Consider the following 16,381-nt stretch of genomic DNA (forward strand, 5'->3'; position numbering starts at 1 on the left):
AGCACACCAAGCCTAGCGCCCCTTCTGGCAGCGGCTCCGCTTCCGTGGGCAGGGCGAAGACAGTGGTGGGCCAAGAGTGCTGCTGCAGCGCAGCAATGTGCTCGGCCTCTAGGGTTGCTTTCACCCAGTTGCTGTACCAATCCAAGCCGGCAAAGAGGCTGGGGCAGGTGCGCGGCTGGGTGCTCATGACATGGGCAAAGGTTTTCAGGGCCTGCTCTGCCCGCTCCAAGTAGTCCAGATCTCCGGTGATGGCAGCCAGGCGCACCAGGTTGGCGATAGCCACCCCATTGGCCGCGGGCGTGGCGTTGTCCTGAAATTCTTTCTCCCGCACCAACAGTTCAGGGGCGCTTTGGGCGTCGCTGACAAAGTACCCCCCTCTGGCCTCATCCCACAGTCGTGTGTCCATCTCCTGCTGCAGCCGAATGGCGGCCTCCAGCCAGTCCTGAGAGCTGGGATCCCCCCCCAGCGGCAGGCAGGTCTGGTGCAGATCCAACAGGGCCTTGATCAGCAGGGCGTAATCTTCCGATTGGGCAGGTACCTGGGCTGTGCCATCGTAGTTCAACCGCAGCAGGGATCCCGTCTGGGGGTGGCGCTGCTGGCTGAGGATGAATTGGGCAGCCCGCAGGGCCAACTGCAGATAATCCTCGTCGCCAAACACCTGGTAGGCCCGTGCCAGACCGGAGATCATCAGGCCGTTCCAGGAGACGATCATCTTGGTATCAGTGACGGGCGGAATGCGTCCTGGCCAGGATTGCTGGCGAGCCGAGCGGGCATCTACCGCAGGTGGGAAGGGAGTTCTCCGCTCTGTGGAGCCGTAGCGGGCCCGAAACAGATGGGTGGTCAAGGCGGTCTCTACTTCCGGCGGCAGTTCCCCCCCCTGTTTGCGCTGCAAGACGATGCAGCCGGGCCGGTCGGGGAAATTGGGCGACAAGAAAAAAGCCTGCTGCAGGGCGCGGAAGGTTGCTTCATCCAGCAGCTCCTGCAGCTCCTGCCAGCGCCAAACGTAGAACTCGCCCTCCTCCGGCTCGTCGTCCTCCGCCCGGGCAAAGCTGTCGGCATCCTGGGCGGCATAGAAATACCCGGCAGGGGCAGTCATCTCCCGCGCCACCCATTCCACCGTCAGGCGCACCGCCCGCTCGATAGCTGGATCCTGGATCCCGTGGGCCCACAGCTCAGAGAGAAACTCCAAGATCTGCCCGTTGTCGTAGAGCATTTTTTCAAAGTGGGGCACCGTCCAGGTGGGATCCACGGTGTAGCGGTGAAACCCGCCGGCCACATGGTCGAAGATCCCTCCCAACACCAAGGCCATCCCTCGCTCCTTGGCCCGTTCCAGCGCCGTTGGCGAGCCAGGGATCCCTTCCGGTGGGTCGAAGCGAGCTGAGCGCAACACCAACTGGGCGTAGGGCATCATGGGGAACTGCTGCACCGCTCCGGCGTTGCTCAGCAAAGGTTGGATTTTGGGGATCCCGGAGCGCAACAGATCAGGGGGAATATGGTCTTCCGGCACCAGGTCACTGAGGGTGGTCAGGGCCGCCAAGATTTGGCCCTTCATGGTCTCGATTTTGTCTTTTTCCTGGCGGTAAAACTGGAGGATGCGCTGCAGTACGGTCAGAAACCCCGGGCGGCCAAAGCGGGGCTCCACCGGAAAATAGGTGCCCGCATAGAACGGCACCAGGTCCTCGGGCGTGAGGAAGACATTGAGGGGCCACCCCCCCTGCCCACTCATGAGCTGCAGCGCCTGCATGTAGATGCTGTCTAGATCAGGCCGCTCCTCGCGATCCACCTTGATGGGCAAAAAATGGGCATTGAGGAAGGCGGCGATCTCCGGGTTGGAAAAAGCCTCCCCCTCCATGACGGTGCACCAATGGCAACTGGAATAGCCGATGGACAGAAAAATCGGCTTGTCCTCAGCCCGGGCTTTCTCCAGAGCTTCCGGGATCCAAGGCCACCAATCCACTGGGTTCTCGGCGTGCTTGCGCAGGTAAAGACTGGAACACGTGGCAAGGCGATTGGCCATAGGTACACCCTCTCACCCTTTTTGCTTTAGGCTAGCGCGTCCTCTCCTCAAGGCCGAGCTAACCCACTGTTGTTCAAGATACACTCACCCACGCCTCCCCCTTGCCCCGGGGATCCCCTTTCAAGCCTGCGCCTGTTCGGCAGGGGTCAGCAAGAGCTCCGGCGAGCGACCGTACAAAACTAAAGTGGTGCTGGGGTTTTCCACAAAGCCGATCTGCTCGTAAAAGCCACGCTGATGGGTGGTAAACAGGTAGATGCGCTCCACCGACTGCAGGTGGGGATGGCTGATCAGGGTTTCCACCAGCTTGCGCCCAATGCCCTGCCGTCGATACTCGTGATCAACCACAATGTCCCAGAGGACAGCCCGGTAAACCCCGTCAGAGGTAGCGCGACCAAAGCCAATGAGGCGCTCCCCGTCCCAGACGCTGACCACCGGGTGGCTGTGGGCGATGGCCCGTTCCATCTCTTCCCGCCGGCGATTCTGGGCCCAAAAGGCGTTGCGGTTCAACAACACTAGGAGTTGATCCAGATCCAGATCGTCTCGCTTCAGGGAGAAGCGAATGTTGCGGTTGTCCACCGGCTGATGAGAGAGAACGACGACAGACTCGAGGGAGGGATCGGACATGAAGCAGACCTTGGGCAACAGGGAAGGTTAGCAACGGTTGACTGGGCAGCAGAAAACTGCAGCAAGATCGAGGCTAGCCAGTGGAGGCATTGTCGGCGGCCCGCGCCGCCTGCTCCAAAGCATAGGCTTTGAAGCGCTCCAGGTCGGCTTGAATGGTACTCTCCACCACTTTGCCCACAAACAGGCTGTCCAAGATTTTGCCGAGGAGTCCCGGGATCTTGTAGGCCACCGACAGCTTGACAATAGTACTGCCCTTGCGATCGTAAAACCGCAGCGCCCCCCGATTGGGAAGCCCTTCTACCGATTGCCAGCCAATGTGCTGATGCTTCACCACCGTATGGGTGCGGGAGATCCAACTGAAGGTAAAGCCGCGCGTGTCCAGTGTCCACCGCGATAGCTCGTGATCCAGCAATTCCACCGAGCGGATCCACTTCATCCAGCGCGGCATGAGGGCAAGGTCGGCCCACAGCTCCCACACCTGCTCGATGGGAACCGGCACCTCCACCTGACAGGTGTGCTCTAACCAATCGGACTCTGACATGGGGCCTCCCACACGACATTCGGCAGAACTATCCCAGGGCTTGGCCACAACGCCTCCGGGCGGGATCCCTGCCTTTACAAAGTTTCACACTGACCTAAGATAGCATTATCGGCCTCATGAAAGTTTGGGGCTCCGCGCTTTTTGGCAGCCCGTTTTTTGTCCGAGCAGGTTGTGGCTGCCCCCCATGAGGGCAAGGCAGAAGGCAGGTATGATGATTGCCATCTGCAAGTCTCACTTACGTCGGCTCGGTGCGTCCACTCATTAACGACTTGATGGAACGACCTCACCATGGTTTCTCAATGGAAACAGCATCTTAAGAACTATTTCGTGGCGGGTTTGCTGGTGGTGATCCCTCTGGCAACTACGATTTGGCTGACGGTGGAGGTGGCCACCTGGAGCATCGGCTTTTTGACCAGCATTCCCAAGCAGTTTAATCCCATCCAGGGGCTGCACCCCATTTTGATCAACCTCATCGATCTGGCGGTGGGCTTGTTGACACCGGTTGTGTTCATCCTGCTGATCGGCTTCATGGCCCGCAACATTGTCGGCCAGTGGCTGCTCAACCTGAGCGAGCAGTTGCTCCATGCAATCCCGATAGCGGGGCTGGTCTACAAAACCCTGAAGCAATTGGTCAGCGTTTTATTTGCCCCTAACAACCAACGCTTTCGACGGGTGGTGCTGGTGGAATATCCTCGGCCTGGGGTTTGGGCATTAGCTTTTGTAACGGGCGTCATTCAAACTCCCATTCGACCGGATGGACCGCAGCGCTCCCTCAGCCTGTTCGTGCCCACCACGCCCAACCCAACCACTGGCTGGTACGCCATTGTGCCGGAAGACCAGGTGGTGGAGGTGTTCATGCCGGTGGAGGATGCTTTTAAGATGCTCATCTCCGGTGGGATCGTGACTCCGGAAACTTTTGAGGTCGGGCTGCAACGGCGCGAAGGGGCTCTGGCGGTGGCCATGCCCAGCCTGCGGGAGTTGGTGGAACAAGAGCGGGCAGCGGCATCCGCTAGGGCCGACTCAACGGCTGCCGAGGTGGGCTTTGAGACCCAAGGGATCCCCTAATCAGGCTTGTCCCTCTCCCAATAGGTCGGGCTGCCAGAGCTGGTATTCTCTGGCCTGCTCTAGGCGCACATAAAAAGGCCGCATCTGCCGATCCAAAGCTTCTGCCTGCTCCGAGGGGAAGGCTTTCCAGGCAGCACGGCTGGCCCAGCGAATGATGAGGTGAACAAGTTCGGGATCCTCGGCGTCAAGCCAGACCTCTTTGCCCAAAAAGCCCGGCTGTTGGTGCAGGGCGGGCCCCCAGACCTGCTCGTCTTGCAGAACAAAAGCCCTCTGGCCACCGGGAGGAACCCGGAAGCAGAGGTGTTCGATGGCGATGGGCTGGTCTGACATCGGCAAAGGTTGGTGCTGGGCTGGCTAGGACGCGGACGAAGGGTTGATCAGCCACTGCAGGGTGGGGATGAAGTCGGGGTAGGAGATGCGGGCACAGTCAGCCCCTCGAAGGGTGGTGGATCCCTGGGCGGCTAGGGCAGCCACCATCAAGCTCATGGCGATGCGGTGATCCTCATGGCTGTCCACTTCGGCCCCCTGCAGAGGGATCCCCCCTTGGATTTCCAGGCCGTCGGGATATTCGGTGACCTGGGCTCCCATCCGGCTGAGTTCCTGGGCGATGGCCGCCAAGCGGTCGCTCTCTTTGACCCGCAATTCCGCTGCATCGCGAATGACCGTAGTCCCCTCGGCAAAGGCTGCCGCCACCGCCAAAACCGGGATCTCGTCGATTAGCGTGGGAATGAGATCGCCACCAATGCTGCAGCCCCGCAGGCGAGCCGAGCGGACCCGCAGATCCCCCAGGGGTTCACCTGCAACTTCCCGGCGGTTTTCAATGGAAATATCGGCCCCCATCTCCTGCAACGCCTGCAGCACGCCGGTGCGGGTGGGATTGAGGCCCACGTCCCGCAGCAGCAATTCGCTCTCCGGCACAATCGAGGCGGCCACCAGCCAGAAAGCCGCCGAGCTGATGTCCCCTGGCACCTGCACTGTCTGGCCCACCAGGCGGGATCCTCCCACCACAGCCACGGTTTTCGCCGCCGTATCCACGTGGATCTCGGCACCAAAGGCCCGTAGCATCCGCTCCGAGTGGTCGCGGGAAAGGGCCGGCTCTGTAACTTGCGTGGTGCCTTCCGCCAGCAGGCCCGCCAGCAACAGACAGGATTTTACCTGGGCCGAGGCCACCGGCGAGTGGTAATGGATCCCCCTCAGGGATCCCCCCTGCACCGCCAAGGGCGCCAAGGTGCCCCCCGCCCGCCCCCAGATGTTCGCTCCCATCTGCCGCAGCGGCTCCACCACCCGTCCCATAGGCCGCGAGCGCAGGGACCGATCCCCAGTAACAGCAAAAAAGCGACCCGCCTGGCCGGCCAGGATCCCTAGCATCAGGCGCAGGGTGGTGCCAGAATTGCCGGCGTCTAAGACATCTGCCGGCTCCTGCAGGCGATCCAAGCCCACCCCTTGAATGCGGACGCACTCGCTGTTGAGCTCTGGGATATCGGCCCCCAAGGCCCGAAAACAGGCTGCCGTACTGCAGGGATCCTCCCCCAGCAGCAGCCCGTGAATGACGGTTTCCCCTTCCGCCAGGGATCCCAGCATTAGGGCGCGGTGGGAAATGGACTTATCGCCGGGAATGCTCACTTGACCGCGCAGGCCGCGAGCGGGCGAGAGCGTCAGGATGTCGGCAGAAGAAGCAGTGGTCAGCACAGCAGCCGTGACAACAGACAAAGACAAAAGCCCTCTTAATCATACGTTAAGCTGAAACCTGCCCTGCTCTTGCCGGCGGTCGGCCTTGCACCCAGAGGATCCTGACCTACTGGAAGACAGCCCGTCTTTTGACGGCAGCCGACCCTATCCCCGAGGATGAGCTTAACAACATGGATTCCTTGGTCGGGGCCTGGCCTCGGCCTTTTTTTGCAGGCCCTTATGTTGTGAATGCTAGCGTTTGATGGTACTAGAGTTTCCTACCGATCCTGCAATGGGTAAAGCTGGCCCGTTGAGCGGGGAAAGAATCAAAGCCACCCCCTGCACCTATGGACTTGGCAAGAGCTCAGCTTGGGGAAATGCTTCTGTACCACCACGAGTCTGTTTTGACGGAGGCAGTGGTGGTCTACCTGCACCCTCAGCAGGGTGGCACCTTTTTGGACGTGACGTTAGGTGGCGGTGGACATAGTTTGGCGCTGCTGCAGAAGGGGGCAGAGCGCGTGGTGGGGCTGGATCGGGATCCGACGGCTCTGGAGGCAGCCCAGGCGCGTCTGGCCGCAGCAGGGATCCCCCAGGAGCGCATCCAGCTTTGGCACCTCAACTTCGCTGATTTTGATCTGCAGCGTCACGGCTTCCGGGATGAACAAGGGCAGGGGATCCCTTTCGATGGCATCGTGGCCGACCTCGGAGTGAGCTCGCCCCAACTGGACTGCCCCGAGCGGGGCTTTAGCTTTCGCGCTGAGGGGCCGCTGGATATGCGCATGGATCCCACCGCCAGTCAGGAAACGGCCGCCGATTGGGTCAATTGCCGGCCAGTCGAAGACTTGATTGACATCTTTGTCCGCTATGGCGAGGAGCGCTTTGCCCGCCGCATTGCCCACCACATCGAACGATCCCGCCCCCTTTTCACCACCACCCAACTGGCTCAGGTGGTCTGGCAGGCAGTGCCGCCGGCAGCGCGGCGAGGTCGCATCCATCCAGCTACGCGAGTCTTCCAGGCCCTGCGCATTGCCGTCAACCGAGAGCTGGAGGCCCTAGAAACCCTGCTGGCGCAGGCTCCCAATTGGCTAAAACCCGGCGGCAGATTGGCTGTAATCAGCTTCCACAGCCTGGAAGATCGCCTAGTGAAATGGGCCTTTCGCCGGGATCCCCGCTGGCAGGTGCTCACCCCCAAACCTCTGGGCCCTTCCGAGCTGGAGCAGCAACGCAATCCCCGCGCCCGCTCTGCCAAACTGCGAGTGGCTGCCCGCAGCAGCTAAGTTGCCGCCCTGCCCCCTGGAGGCCCTCTGAGGTGCGTAGGGATCGGATAAAGTGAGGCCCAGTTGGCAGCAATTTCTTGGTGTGTGAGGTGCAAACTCTATGGTCAGCCAGACTTTGAATGCGGGCCCTGGCCGCAGTTCTCTCCCTGTCCAGCGCAAAACCGCGACCTTGGCCCCTCGTCCCCATCCAAGGACTACTCCGCCCCTCCCCGCCGGCAAAGTCAGAACCAGTCGCCCCCAACCCTCGAAATCAGCCTATCCCCCTAGCCGGGATCCCGCCTGGAGAGAGCACCTGATCTGGTGGAAGCAGATCTCCACCGGCATGGCCCTCGTCTCGGGGTTGTCGGTGCTGAGTGTGTACAGTTGGACGGTGCATACCCAAAGCCGGTGGAGCCAGCGCTACCGACTGTGGCAGCAGATGCAGCGCAACGAACGACAGTTTCTCCTCACCCAAGAGTCCATCGCCAATTCCTTGCGGGAGATCGCCGACCGCTCCGACATGGTGCCTCTGGTACCGGAGCGGATGATCGAGGTGCCAATTGCCCTCCCCAGCACAGCTTCTGGGCAGGGGCAAAACAAAGCCAAGCCTCTGGAGGCATCCGAGCAAGCCCCTCCTTTTTTTTATCCGGTTGGATACTAATCCAAAGGCTCTAAGCGGTAGCGGCTAAGCCAGTGATCCAAGTGCACCTCCTCCTCATCCAGGAGTTGGGCGTTGATCAGACCCCGCTTGAAGGCAAGGCGAATGGCGCGGGCCCGCAAGCTAAAAGTTGTGCCCCACTCCTCGCTCTCAATTTGGTCGTTGCTCACCTCAAGCTTGTCGTAGAGATTGCGCAGACGATTGGTCACCCCTCGCCGCGACAAAAACCGCCGTGCGGCAATGGCTTGATCGGTGAGGCCGAGGGCAATATCGATCAACACCTCGTACTCAGCATCGCTGAGGCCGGTAATTTTGTTTTGCGAACGGGAATCGACCCCTCGCACCTCTCGATCGATCACACATTGCTCATCCTGCACCACGGCCTGGATGGCACTGACCAATTTTTCGTCGGTGCAATTCTTCAGGAGATAGCCATAGACGGTTTGCGGCGGCACGATCTTGTGCAGCTCCCGCACATAGACCTCATCGGCAAAGTGGGACCAAAAAATGATGCGCGTACTGGGTTGCTCCGACCAAACCTGTCGAGCCACCTCGATCCCGCTCATCTCGGGCATGCGGATGTCTAACAAAAGAAAGTTGGGACGGTGCTGACGGTAGAGCTCCAATGCCTCTCTGCCGTTGGAGGCCATGTACACCGGGCCAAACTGCGGCAGATGCTGCATCAGCAGACTGTGCACATGTTGGCGGTAAAGGATGTCATCTTCAGCAAGGAGGGTGCTCACAGGCCTTGATCGCTAGTCCACCTACTCTAGTATGTTTCCTACCCTAGAAATCTCTGCGAAGGAAAATAAGGCACCAATGAGCAGTGGCAAAGTCGAGCCAGGGATCCTCTACAGCAGCTACAGGTAGCCGCTCAGGACGGTGTCTGATTGACCCGGAACTGTTGCCATTCTTGCCGGGTTCGTTGCAGCACCTGTAGCAGCTCCTCCCACCGTTCGCCCTCGATCAGCCGCTCTATTTTCCCCAACTGGACTTGATAGCCGCGCAGGGCAGCCAGGAGCGCCTGCTGGTTGTGACGGGCCATCTCTAGGCCCAACTGCGGGATCCCGCCACCGACACGACTGGTATCTCGGAACCCGCTGCTGGCCAGGGTGCGAGCCAATTCCAGAATGTCGGGATCCTCCTCTTGGCCGACAGCAGCGATCAAAGCGGCGCTGATCATGACCGGCAAATGGCTGATCCAGGCCACCGCCTGGTCGTGGCGTTCCGGATCGGCCAGGACAACTTCTGCGCCAACCGCTGTCACCAGTTCTTTCATCGCCTCGACCGCCTGCGGCTGCGTCTGGGGGAGAGGAGTGAGTACATAGGGCCGCCCCAGAAACAAGCTGGCTTCTGCCGCCTGGATGCCCTGCAACGTCTTGCCGGCCATCGGGTGACCTCCAACAAACAGCGGCCACAACTCCGTTGCTGGAGCAACAATCGGTTGCTTCACCGAGCCAACATCGCTCACCACCGTCTGCGGCGATAGATGGGGCACCAAGGCCGCTAGCGTGACCAATACCTGCTCCAGGGGGGTACAGATCACCACCACCTGGGGATCGAAATCAGCCAACTGGGCCAAATCGGTTCCACAGCCCTGCAGCGCTCCCCGTTCCAGCACCTCCTGACAGGTGGCCCGATTGCGGCTGATCCCCCAGACGGGGTAACCTTCTTTGCTAAGTTTGAGGGCCAGGGATCCGCCGATCAACCCCAACCCGACAATGGCAATGCGCATGGTTTTCCGTATCTATGTTCACTATTGGGTACTCTGAAACGGCTTGGGGCATGGAGAGACGGCCTTTCCGGATCCCTTCCAGATTAAGACCAGATTAAAGGCTCCATCCCGCCGCGCGAAAAGCATACAGCGGGGGGATCCAGCCGCTAAGATGGAAGGATGAACTGGGTAACCCCCACAACAGTTCGCCCGGATCTTTCATCTCAGGAGGGGACCGTGCTTCATCGTAGGATCTATCAACTCAGCCGCGAAGGCAAGGATGTGTGGATCTACCTGCGCGATCAGGGACGCTGGCTGGAACGAGCCAAGATCCTCGATATCGAAGGGGATACCATCCTGGTTCGCTACGAAACGGAAGACGAAGAGGAGATTTGCTCCTGGGAGGAGATGATTCGTTTGGAGAGCATCGGAGCTGTTGCCCAGCGCCTTTCCTCCATCCCGAAAGGGGTGCTCAGCACCTCGGATTTGCTTATTTCCGAGGATTGTCCTCCTGCTGAGTTACTGCATTCCCCACCTTCGCCTCGCGCCACAGAGCCCCTCAGCGAAGAGCATCCCGGCAGCGAGCGCCTTGAAGAATACTACCTGGATCGGGAAACCTCTGCCGTCCGTGACAGCGAAGCGGAGTCTTTGCTACCCCTACGCTTGAACGGAGAAGACCTCAAGCGGGCGGATCGGGCTCGGAGCGATGTGGAGGGTCAGCGGGAGGGCAACCACGACTGAGCCGCAGTCTTCATGGAAAGCAGTCAGGAAGGGATCCCAGGGTAGAAGCTATTCTACCAGGGATTCCCTGGAGCAGGGACGAATGGTCAAGGGGCCGTAGAACTCCTCCTGGTAAAGCTCCACCTGCGAGCGAGAAGCCATGAGCAATAGCGACCAGAACACCTGAATCGGGTGAGAAGCCCCGCCACTCCCTTTCATAGAGCTTTCTTGGCAAAAGTATTGCTGCAGGTCGTCAAAGCTGATTTGGGCGATACCCTGTTGCCAAAGTTGGGCAAGCAGGGATTCCAGCTCGGCAGTGGTCTCTACGAGGTTTTCTGGGTGGGCCAACTGAGCGATCGCTGATAGCGGTTGCTTGCGAGAAACCCGTTGAGCCAGGGGCCTTGAGGCAGGCTCAAAGCGCTGTTCCAGCAAGGTCTCCAGCTCCTGCAGGTGGCCGATCAGTTCTTTGAGGGTGATGGGCCGAGTCCGACTCAGGCGGGGTACGGCCCTGGGCTGCAACACGCGATCCAGTTGGGCCAACGACCAACTGGGCCAGGGATCCTCCTCCAACTCCACCGGGCTGGTCTCCTCACTTTCTTCGTCTTCCGGCTCTGACAGCGCCATCGCCTTGAGATAGACCAACATAGCGGCATAGAGAAAAGCCTGTCCCGACTCCGACAGGTCATGACTGTTGGCAGCAGGAGCCATACGGGCTAAAAACCGATCGATGACGTCGATGACCTGCACATCCCACGGGTTAATCTCGCCCCGTTCTGCCAAATCGATAAGCAGAGCAATTGCCTCTTCGGTCGGTAAGTAGGCCATAGTGCCCCCAGCCTCTGTCCCTCACTGTAGCCCCCAAGCGGGATCCCGGCCATCTCCGGCCGGAGTCAAACCTCCAGCTCAACTTCTCAAGCCAACCGGCTGTGCAGCGGCGGTGCGATCGTGTAAGATAGTAGTCCAGCTCTAGCAGTTGCTAGAGTGGAACGTAAGGGCGGTTAGCACAGTGGTAGCGCACTTCCTTCACACGGAAGGGGTCACAAGTTCGAATCTTGTACCGCCCATAGGTTTTGACCTTCAGCGAACAGAGCTTCCGTTTCTCCTGTTGGGTGGTAACCTACAGGCTCCCCCGCCTTTGATAGAGAGCCACTGGTTATCGAAAACGAGGATGGGCAGCTTCTGCCAGACTCCTGTCCTCTGGGCAAGTGCTTCGAGCTGGGTAGACTAGGAACCTACAGGAGTCCCCTGCCTGTAACCAAAAGCCAGGAGATGCGTCATGAGTCCCTTCACCAACCCTCCCCAACCCCTGACTCCCGGCGAGTTTTTATCTTACTTAGAGGAGATAACAGGAGCCTACAAAGTTAAGACATCGATTATCACCTTTTACAGCAGAATTTGGAGTCAAGCATTTGATCTCAAATTTTCCAAGGGTCAGTGGATTTTTGGGTACAGCCCCTACTGGAGAGCGCTTCTAGAAGCTAAGCTCCAAAACAGCGAATACTATCCAATATCTTGCGTTGTCAGAACCTTCACCGACGAAAAACACAAGCGCAAGGCCCCCAATGGCAAAATCGTTTTGATCCCGACTAAAGAGCTAAGGATGTTCTTTCTTCCGGCTCCAGGACAGCTTATCAAGCTAACTCCAGAGGAATGCTTTGCCTGCCACAATACAGATGCCCAAACGGGAGAGCCACTCCCCCTCGAGCAAGATGTCAAGTTTTTGTAGTAGCAGCAGTGGGAGTTGGGAAACCCTGCTAGGGCCAATCCCCCAGGACTAGGGCCATGTAGCTTAACCCCAATCAAGAGCTTGGTTCCAGGCGCAACAGGGATCCGTTGGGGGCATCGGTCAATAAGTAGAGCAAGCCATCCGGGCCCTGGCGCACATCTCGGATGCGACCCACCGCTCCTTCTAGCAGGCGCTCTTCTGCCACCACGCGATCCCCCTGCAAAACCAGGCGTGCCAAATGCTGACCGGCCAGCGCTCCCACAAAGAGATTGCCCCGCCACTCAGGAAAGACATCTCCCGTGTAAAAGGCCATGCCAGAAGGGGCAATGGAGGGCGTCCAGTGCAGCAGCGGCGAAGCCAATCCAGGAGCTGCCGCCAGTCCTTGGCCGACCGGTTCGCCGCTGTACTCCCGACCATGGGTAATCAGGGGCCAGCCGTAGTTGACACCGGGGGCCAAGATGTTGATCTCGTCCCCCCCTTGCGGCCCATGTTCGTGCGTCCAAATGGCTCCTGTCTCGGGGTGGCGGGTCATTCCCTGAATGTTGCGGTGGCCATAGGTAAAAATTTCCGGCAAAGCCCCTGCTTTTCCCACAAAGGGGTTGTCTGGCGGGATCCCGCCCGTGTCAGTAAGGCGCAACACCTTGCCGGCAGCATCCCCCAGATCCTGGGCCCGATCCCGCTCGCCGCGGTCGCCGGTGCTGATGTAGAGAAACCCTTCTTTGTCAAAGGCCAGGCGGGAGCCGAAGTGCTGTTGGGCAGGGGTTTTGCGCTCCATGTCAAAAATCACTTCCAGATCCTGGAGTCCTCTTTCTCTCAGACGGGCCCGCGCCACTCGCGTCCCCCCGCCGCCTGGCCCAGGAGCTGCATAGGACAAGTAGATCCAGCCGTTCTCTGCGTAGTTGGGGTGCAAGGCAATATCCAGCAGCCCTCCCTGGCCGCGGGCAAACACCTCTGGCACCCCAGCGATGGGCTGGGGATCCAACCCCTGCTCGGTAACTCGGCGCAGCCGGCCCGGACGTTCGGTCACCAGGATGGTTCCGTCTGGCAGAAAGGCCATCCCCCAAGGATGCTCCAACCCGGTTGCCAACGTCACGACCTGGAAGCGCTGCTCTGTCCTGGCTCTGGGCAGAGCTTGGGCGTGATCCCCCTGTTGCAGAGACATGACCGTTTCCGGTCTGACCGGGTAGGCCCCAACAGGGGCGGACAACCCCCCCAAAAGCAACAGCGAGGAGAGGAGTTTTATCGCCGGGATCCTCAGAGCCATTGCCACCTCGTTTTCGCGATGGATTTTGAGGTTTGAGCTAGCCAATCATTGCTGCTGCTCTTCTAAAAAGATGTACCGATGGGAGCAGAGTTGGCTGCGCACAAGAGTGGGGAGCTGCCTGCTCCCTTGCGGCCTTGGGTTAGCCTTGAGGGCAGCATCTGCCCCCAAACCATGCTGGAAGCTAGCGAGATCTTCGGCCAGCCCCAGAGGCAAACCTGTGGATCCCTGCAGGAACTCCAGATCCACCCCAGGGGGATCCGTCTCCTCTGTACCCAGGGCCGCTGGTCTATTCAGGTGCTCACCCCTCGTCTACTGCGGCTGCGCTTTAGCCCCAGCGGCGAGTTTTTGCCCCGTCGTTCTTGGGATGTGGCTCTGGCGGATGCAGAGTGGCCGCCGGCTCCTTTTGAGCTGCAGGAAAGCCCCACCCAAGTTCACCTCAGCACTTCTCTGGTGCAACTGCAGATTGACCGGGATCCCCTCCGCTTCAGCTTTCGCGATCCCCAGGGCCAGGTCTTTTGTGCCGATATCTCTGGGGGCCTCAGTTGGGGATCTGAGAGCATCCGCCTGGTTAAATCCCTCCACCCCGCCGAGCACATCTACGGCCTGGGAGAACGGGCTGGGCTGCTCAACAAGCGGGGCCGGCGCTACAGCCACTGGACCCGCGACTGCTGGGGCTACGACGCCCACAGTGACAACCTCTATCTGGCCATTCCCTTTGCCTTGCTCCTCCGCCCTGGCCTCTGCTACGGCCTCTTCCTGCACTGCACCCACTGGAGCCAGTTCGACCTGGGCCAGGCGGAGCCTGAACAGTGGGCCATCGAAGTGCGCGCCCCCGAGCTGGACTACTACCTCATCTACGGCCCTACCCCCGCCTTGGTGCTCCAGACCTACACCCAACTCACCGGGCGAACCCCCCTGCCTCCGCTCTGGGCCCTCGGCTACCAGCAGTGCCGCTGGAGCTACGCCAGCGCTGCTCAAGTACAGAACATTGCCGAGCAATTTCGCCAGCGCCAGATCCCCTGCGACGTCATCTACCTGGATATCGACTACATGCGCGGCTACCGCGTTTTCACCTGGGATCCCCGCCGCTTTCCCGATCCCGCCCGCCTCACGGCGCAGCTGCATGAAGCCGGCTTTCGAGTGGTGGCCATTGGGGATCCCGGCGTCAAGTTCGATCCCGAAGCCGACTACGCCGTTTTTGACGAGGGCCTGGCCCAAGACTTCTTCATTCGCCGCGCCGACGGCCACCTCTTCCACGGCTATGTTTGGCCGGGCAAAGTTCTCTTCCCCGATTTCTCGCGCCCCGAAGTGCGGCAGTGGTGGGGATCCTGGCAGCGGGTTCTCACTCAAGCCGGTGTGGATGGCATCTGGAACGACATGAATGAGCCGGCCCTCAACGACCGCCCCTTTGGAGATGGGGGCCAAATTGTGGACATCCCCCCCGACGCCCCCCAAGGCCCCCCTGAAGAGCGCACCACCCACGCCGAGGTGCACAACCTCTATGGCCTCCTGATGGCCCGCGCCTCCCGCGAGGGTCTAGAACAGCTCTGCCCCAACCAGCGCCCCTTTGTCCTCACCCGCTCCGGCTTTGCCGGGATCCAGCGCTGGGCTGCCGTCTGGACAGGAGACAACCAATCCTCCTGGGAACATCTGGAGATGTCCCTACCCATGCTCCTCAACCTGGGCCTGTCGGGAGTTAGCTTTGTCGGCGCCGACATCGGCGGCTTTGGCGGCAACGCTACTCCTGAACTGTTTGCCCGCTGGATGCAAATGGGGCTCCTCTATCCCCTCATGCGCGGCCACAGTGCTCAGGGAACTCGCCCCCACGAACCCTGGAGCTTTGGCCCTGAGGTGGAAGCCATTGCTCGACAGGCCATCCAGCTGCGTTATCAACTGTTGCCCTACCTCTACAGCCTCTTCTGGGAGTCCAGCCAAACCGGCTCCCCCATCCTGCGCCCCCTGTTCTACGAATTCCCTGACGATCCCCAGACCTACGAGATCTCAGACCAAGCCATGCTGGGATCCGCCCTCCTAGCTGCCCCCGTCGTCCGTCCGGGGATCCGCTGCCGCGCTGTCTATCTCCCGGCGGGCACCTGGTTTGACTGGTGGACAGGCCAAGCCCACAGCGGCCCTGGCTATGTGCTGGCCCCCGCCCCCCTTGACCAACTGCCTCTCCTTGTGCGCAGCGGCTCTATCCTGCCCTTAGCTCCTCCCTGCCAGTCCACCACCGACCTGCGCCGTGACCAACTGCGCCTTAAACTCTACCCCGGTGACGGCAGCTTCACCCTCTACGAAGACGACGGCCAAACCCTCGCCTACTCAAGCGGCCAGTGGGCCACCACCACCTTCCGCCTGCACCAGCAGGCCAACCAGCTCCTCCTAGAGATCGAGCCCCGCCACGGTGGCTGGATCCCACCCAAACGCACCTGGATCCTTGAGCCCCTTGGCCAGGCCCCCCTCCTCTTGCCCGACAGCGGCCAGGCCCAGCAGATCTGTCTGTCCAGCCCAGAAAGAGCCCGCCCCTAGTCAACTGCCCTCACCGCCTCCAGCAGCTCGCGGTTGTCCCGCTTGAAGATGGGCAGCCACTCCACATGCTGGTAGCGCAGGATCCCTTGGCTATCCACCACAAAATAGGCCCGCCGTATCCCCAGCAGACTATCCACCCCGTATTGCTGGCTCACCCTCCTGTCCACATCGCTCAGCAAAGGAAACTCCAGCTTGAGCTGCTCGGCAAAGGCTTCGTGCTTGGAGACAGGATCACTGCTAATCCCCAAGATCTCGCACCCTGCTGCCCGAAAAGCTCCCCAGTCCTCCCGAAAACAGCGCATCTCGCTCGTACACACCGGCGAGAAGTCCGCCGGGTAAAAAGCCAGCAACACCTTGCTCTTGCCCCGATAGGCCCCCAGCGAAATCGTCGCCCCCTTCGGGATCCCTTTCCCCACTGCAGGCAGGCTGAAGTCAGGAGCTGCAGTCCCAATCACAATCCCCATAAAGCCGTCCGAAACTTTAAAGATCCCCTCACCAGTCTAACGGCGAATCCGGACCCTTGCTCCGTCGGGGGGGATTTTGGTGTGGGGTATTGACATGTGGGTTGGGGTGGGGGTAGGGTAGTAAAGCGCCAATGAGGC

Annotated in this window: 15 protein-coding genes, 1 tRNA gene and 1 pseudogene; 7 read left to right on the top strand and 10 right to left on the bottom strand. The window is 60.4% G+C overall.

The window, feature by feature from the left end; genetic code table 11:
* The 3 genes from NW863_RS07520 to NW863_RS07530 form a co-directional block, all read right to left on the bottom strand.
* The coding region (locus NW863_RS07520) for a thioredoxin domain-containing protein (protein WP_414365610.1) at window positions 1–2,017 on the bottom strand (2,017 nt) is incomplete at its 3' end.
* Between the two features lie 120 nt (window positions 2,018–2,137).
* Window positions 2,138–2,641: a GNAT family N-acetyltransferase gene (locus tag NW863_RS07525; RefSeq protein WP_414365611.1), complete on the bottom strand. Its 504-nt coding sequence runs from the start codon at window positions 2,639–2,641 to the stop codon at window positions 2,138–2,140.
* A gap of 73 nt (window positions 2,642–2,714) precedes the next feature.
* Complete coding sequence (locus NW863_RS07530) at window positions 2,715–3,182, bottom strand: SRPBCC family protein (RefSeq protein ID WP_414365612.1); 468 nt, start codon at window positions 3,180–3,182, stop codon at window positions 2,715–2,717.
* A 288-nt stretch (window positions 3,183–3,470) separates the two neighbouring features.
* On the opposite strand from NW863_RS07530, the gene NW863_RS07535 reads away from it, so the two are divergent.
* Window positions 3,471–4,247 (top strand): DUF502 domain-containing protein, encoded by a 777-nt coding sequence (locus NW863_RS07535; RefSeq protein WP_414365613.1) that lies wholly within the window; start codon window positions 3,471–3,473, stop codon window positions 4,245–4,247.
* Here the strand turns inward: NW863_RS07535 and NW863_RS07540 are convergent, their stop codons facing one another.
* Together NW863_RS07540 and aroA are read right to left on the bottom strand one after the other, a co-directional pair.
* Window positions 4,248–4,577 (bottom strand): TIGR03792 family protein, encoded by a 330-nt coding sequence (locus tag NW863_RS07540; RefSeq protein ID WP_414365614.1) that lies wholly within the window; start codon window positions 4,575–4,577, stop codon window positions 4,248–4,250.
* Window positions 4,578–4,601: 24 nt separating this feature from the next.
* Window positions 4,602–5,936, bottom strand: coding sequence for a 3-phosphoshikimate 1-carboxyvinyltransferase (aroA, locus tag NW863_RS07545; protein WP_414365623.1), 1,335 nt, complete (start codon window positions 5,934–5,936; stop codon window positions 4,602–4,604).
* Between the two features lie 326 nt (window positions 5,937–6,262).
* Here aroA and rsmH point away from each other — a divergent pair, with 326 nt between their 5' ends.
* Window positions 6,263–7,192 carry a 16S rRNA (cytosine(1402)-N(4))-methyltransferase RsmH gene (rsmH, locus tag NW863_RS07550; RefSeq protein WP_414365615.1) on the top strand — a complete coding sequence of 310 codons (930 nt, stop codon included), beginning with the start codon at window positions 6,263–6,265 and terminating at the stop codon, window positions 7,190–7,192.
* Window positions 7,193–7,514: 322 nt separating this feature from the next.
* Window positions 7,515–7,832 (top strand): hypothetical protein, encoded by a 318-nt coding sequence (locus NW863_RS07555; protein ID WP_414365616.1) that lies wholly within the window; start codon window positions 7,515–7,517, stop codon window positions 7,830–7,832.
* Here the strand turns inward: NW863_RS07555 and NW863_RS07560 are convergent.
* Together NW863_RS07560 and NW863_RS07565 are read right to left on the bottom strand one after the other, a co-directional pair.
* The gene (locus NW863_RS07560) at window positions 7,829–8,572 is read right to left on the bottom strand and encodes a response regulator (protein ID WP_414365617.1); all 744 of its coding nucleotides are present in this window, start codon (window positions 8,570–8,572) and stop codon (window positions 7,829–7,831) included. The genes NW863_RS07555 and NW863_RS07560 overlap by 4 nt on opposite strands.
* Before the next feature lie 131 nt (window positions 8,573–8,703).
* Window positions 8,704–9,564, bottom strand: coding sequence for a prephenate/arogenate dehydrogenase (locus NW863_RS07565; protein WP_414365618.1), 861 nt, complete (start codon window positions 9,562–9,564; stop codon window positions 8,704–8,706).
* A 216-nt stretch (window positions 9,565–9,780) separates the two neighbouring features.
* Between NW863_RS07565 and NW863_RS07570 the strand changes: the two are divergent.
* A pseudogene (locus NW863_RS07570) lies at window positions 9,781–10,074 on the top strand (DUF6679 family protein); the annotation flags it as partial.
* Window positions 10,075–10,332: 258 nt separating this feature from the next.
* On the opposite strand, the gene NW863_RS07575 reads toward NW863_RS07570, so the two are convergent.
* Window positions 10,333–11,088, bottom strand: coding sequence for a segregation/condensation protein A (locus NW863_RS07575; protein ID WP_414365619.1), 756 nt, complete (start codon window positions 11,086–11,088; stop codon window positions 10,333–10,335).
* Window positions 11,089–11,255: 167 nt separating this feature from the next.
* On the opposite strand from NW863_RS07575, the gene NW863_RS07580 reads away from it, so the two are divergent.
* Together NW863_RS07580 and NW863_RS07585 are read left to right on the top strand one after the other, a co-directional pair.
* Window positions 11,256–11,327, top strand: a tRNA-Val gene (locus NW863_RS07580).
* 212 nt (window positions 11,328–11,539) lie between these two features.
* Window positions 11,540–11,989 (top strand): hypothetical protein, encoded by a 450-nt coding sequence (locus NW863_RS07585; protein ID WP_414365620.1) that lies wholly within the window; start codon window positions 11,540–11,542, stop codon window positions 11,987–11,989.
* Between the two features lie 73 nt (window positions 11,990–12,062).
* Here NW863_RS07585 and NW863_RS07590 read toward each other — a convergent pair whose 3' ends face one another.
* Complete coding sequence (locus NW863_RS07590; RefSeq protein WP_414365621.1) at window positions 12,063–13,298, bottom strand: PQQ-dependent sugar dehydrogenase; 1,236 nt, start codon at window positions 13,296–13,298, stop codon at window positions 12,063–12,065.
* A gap of 126 nt (window positions 13,299–13,424) precedes the next feature.
* Here NW863_RS07590 and NW863_RS07595 point away from each other — a divergent pair, with 126 nt between their 5' ends.
* Window positions 13,425–15,779 (top strand): glycoside hydrolase family 31 protein, encoded by a 2,355-nt coding sequence (locus NW863_RS07595; protein ID WP_414365622.1) that lies wholly within the window; start codon window positions 13,425–13,427, stop codon window positions 15,777–15,779.
* Here NW863_RS07595 and NW863_RS07600 read toward each other — a convergent pair.
* Window positions 15,776–16,243, bottom strand: a complete 468-nt coding sequence (locus NW863_RS07600) for a peroxiredoxin family protein (protein ID WP_414337036.1) — start codon at window positions 16,241–16,243, stop codon at window positions 15,776–15,778. The two genes, NW863_RS07595 and NW863_RS07600, sit on opposite strands and share 4 nt — an antisense overlap.
* Window positions 16,244–16,381 lie beyond the last annotated feature (138 nt).

The sequence above is a fragment of the Synechococcus sp. B60.1 genome, from assembly GCF_047462555.1.
Classification (GTDB): domain Bacteria; phylum Cyanobacteriota; class Cyanobacteriia; order Thermostichales; family Thermostichaceae; genus Thermostichus.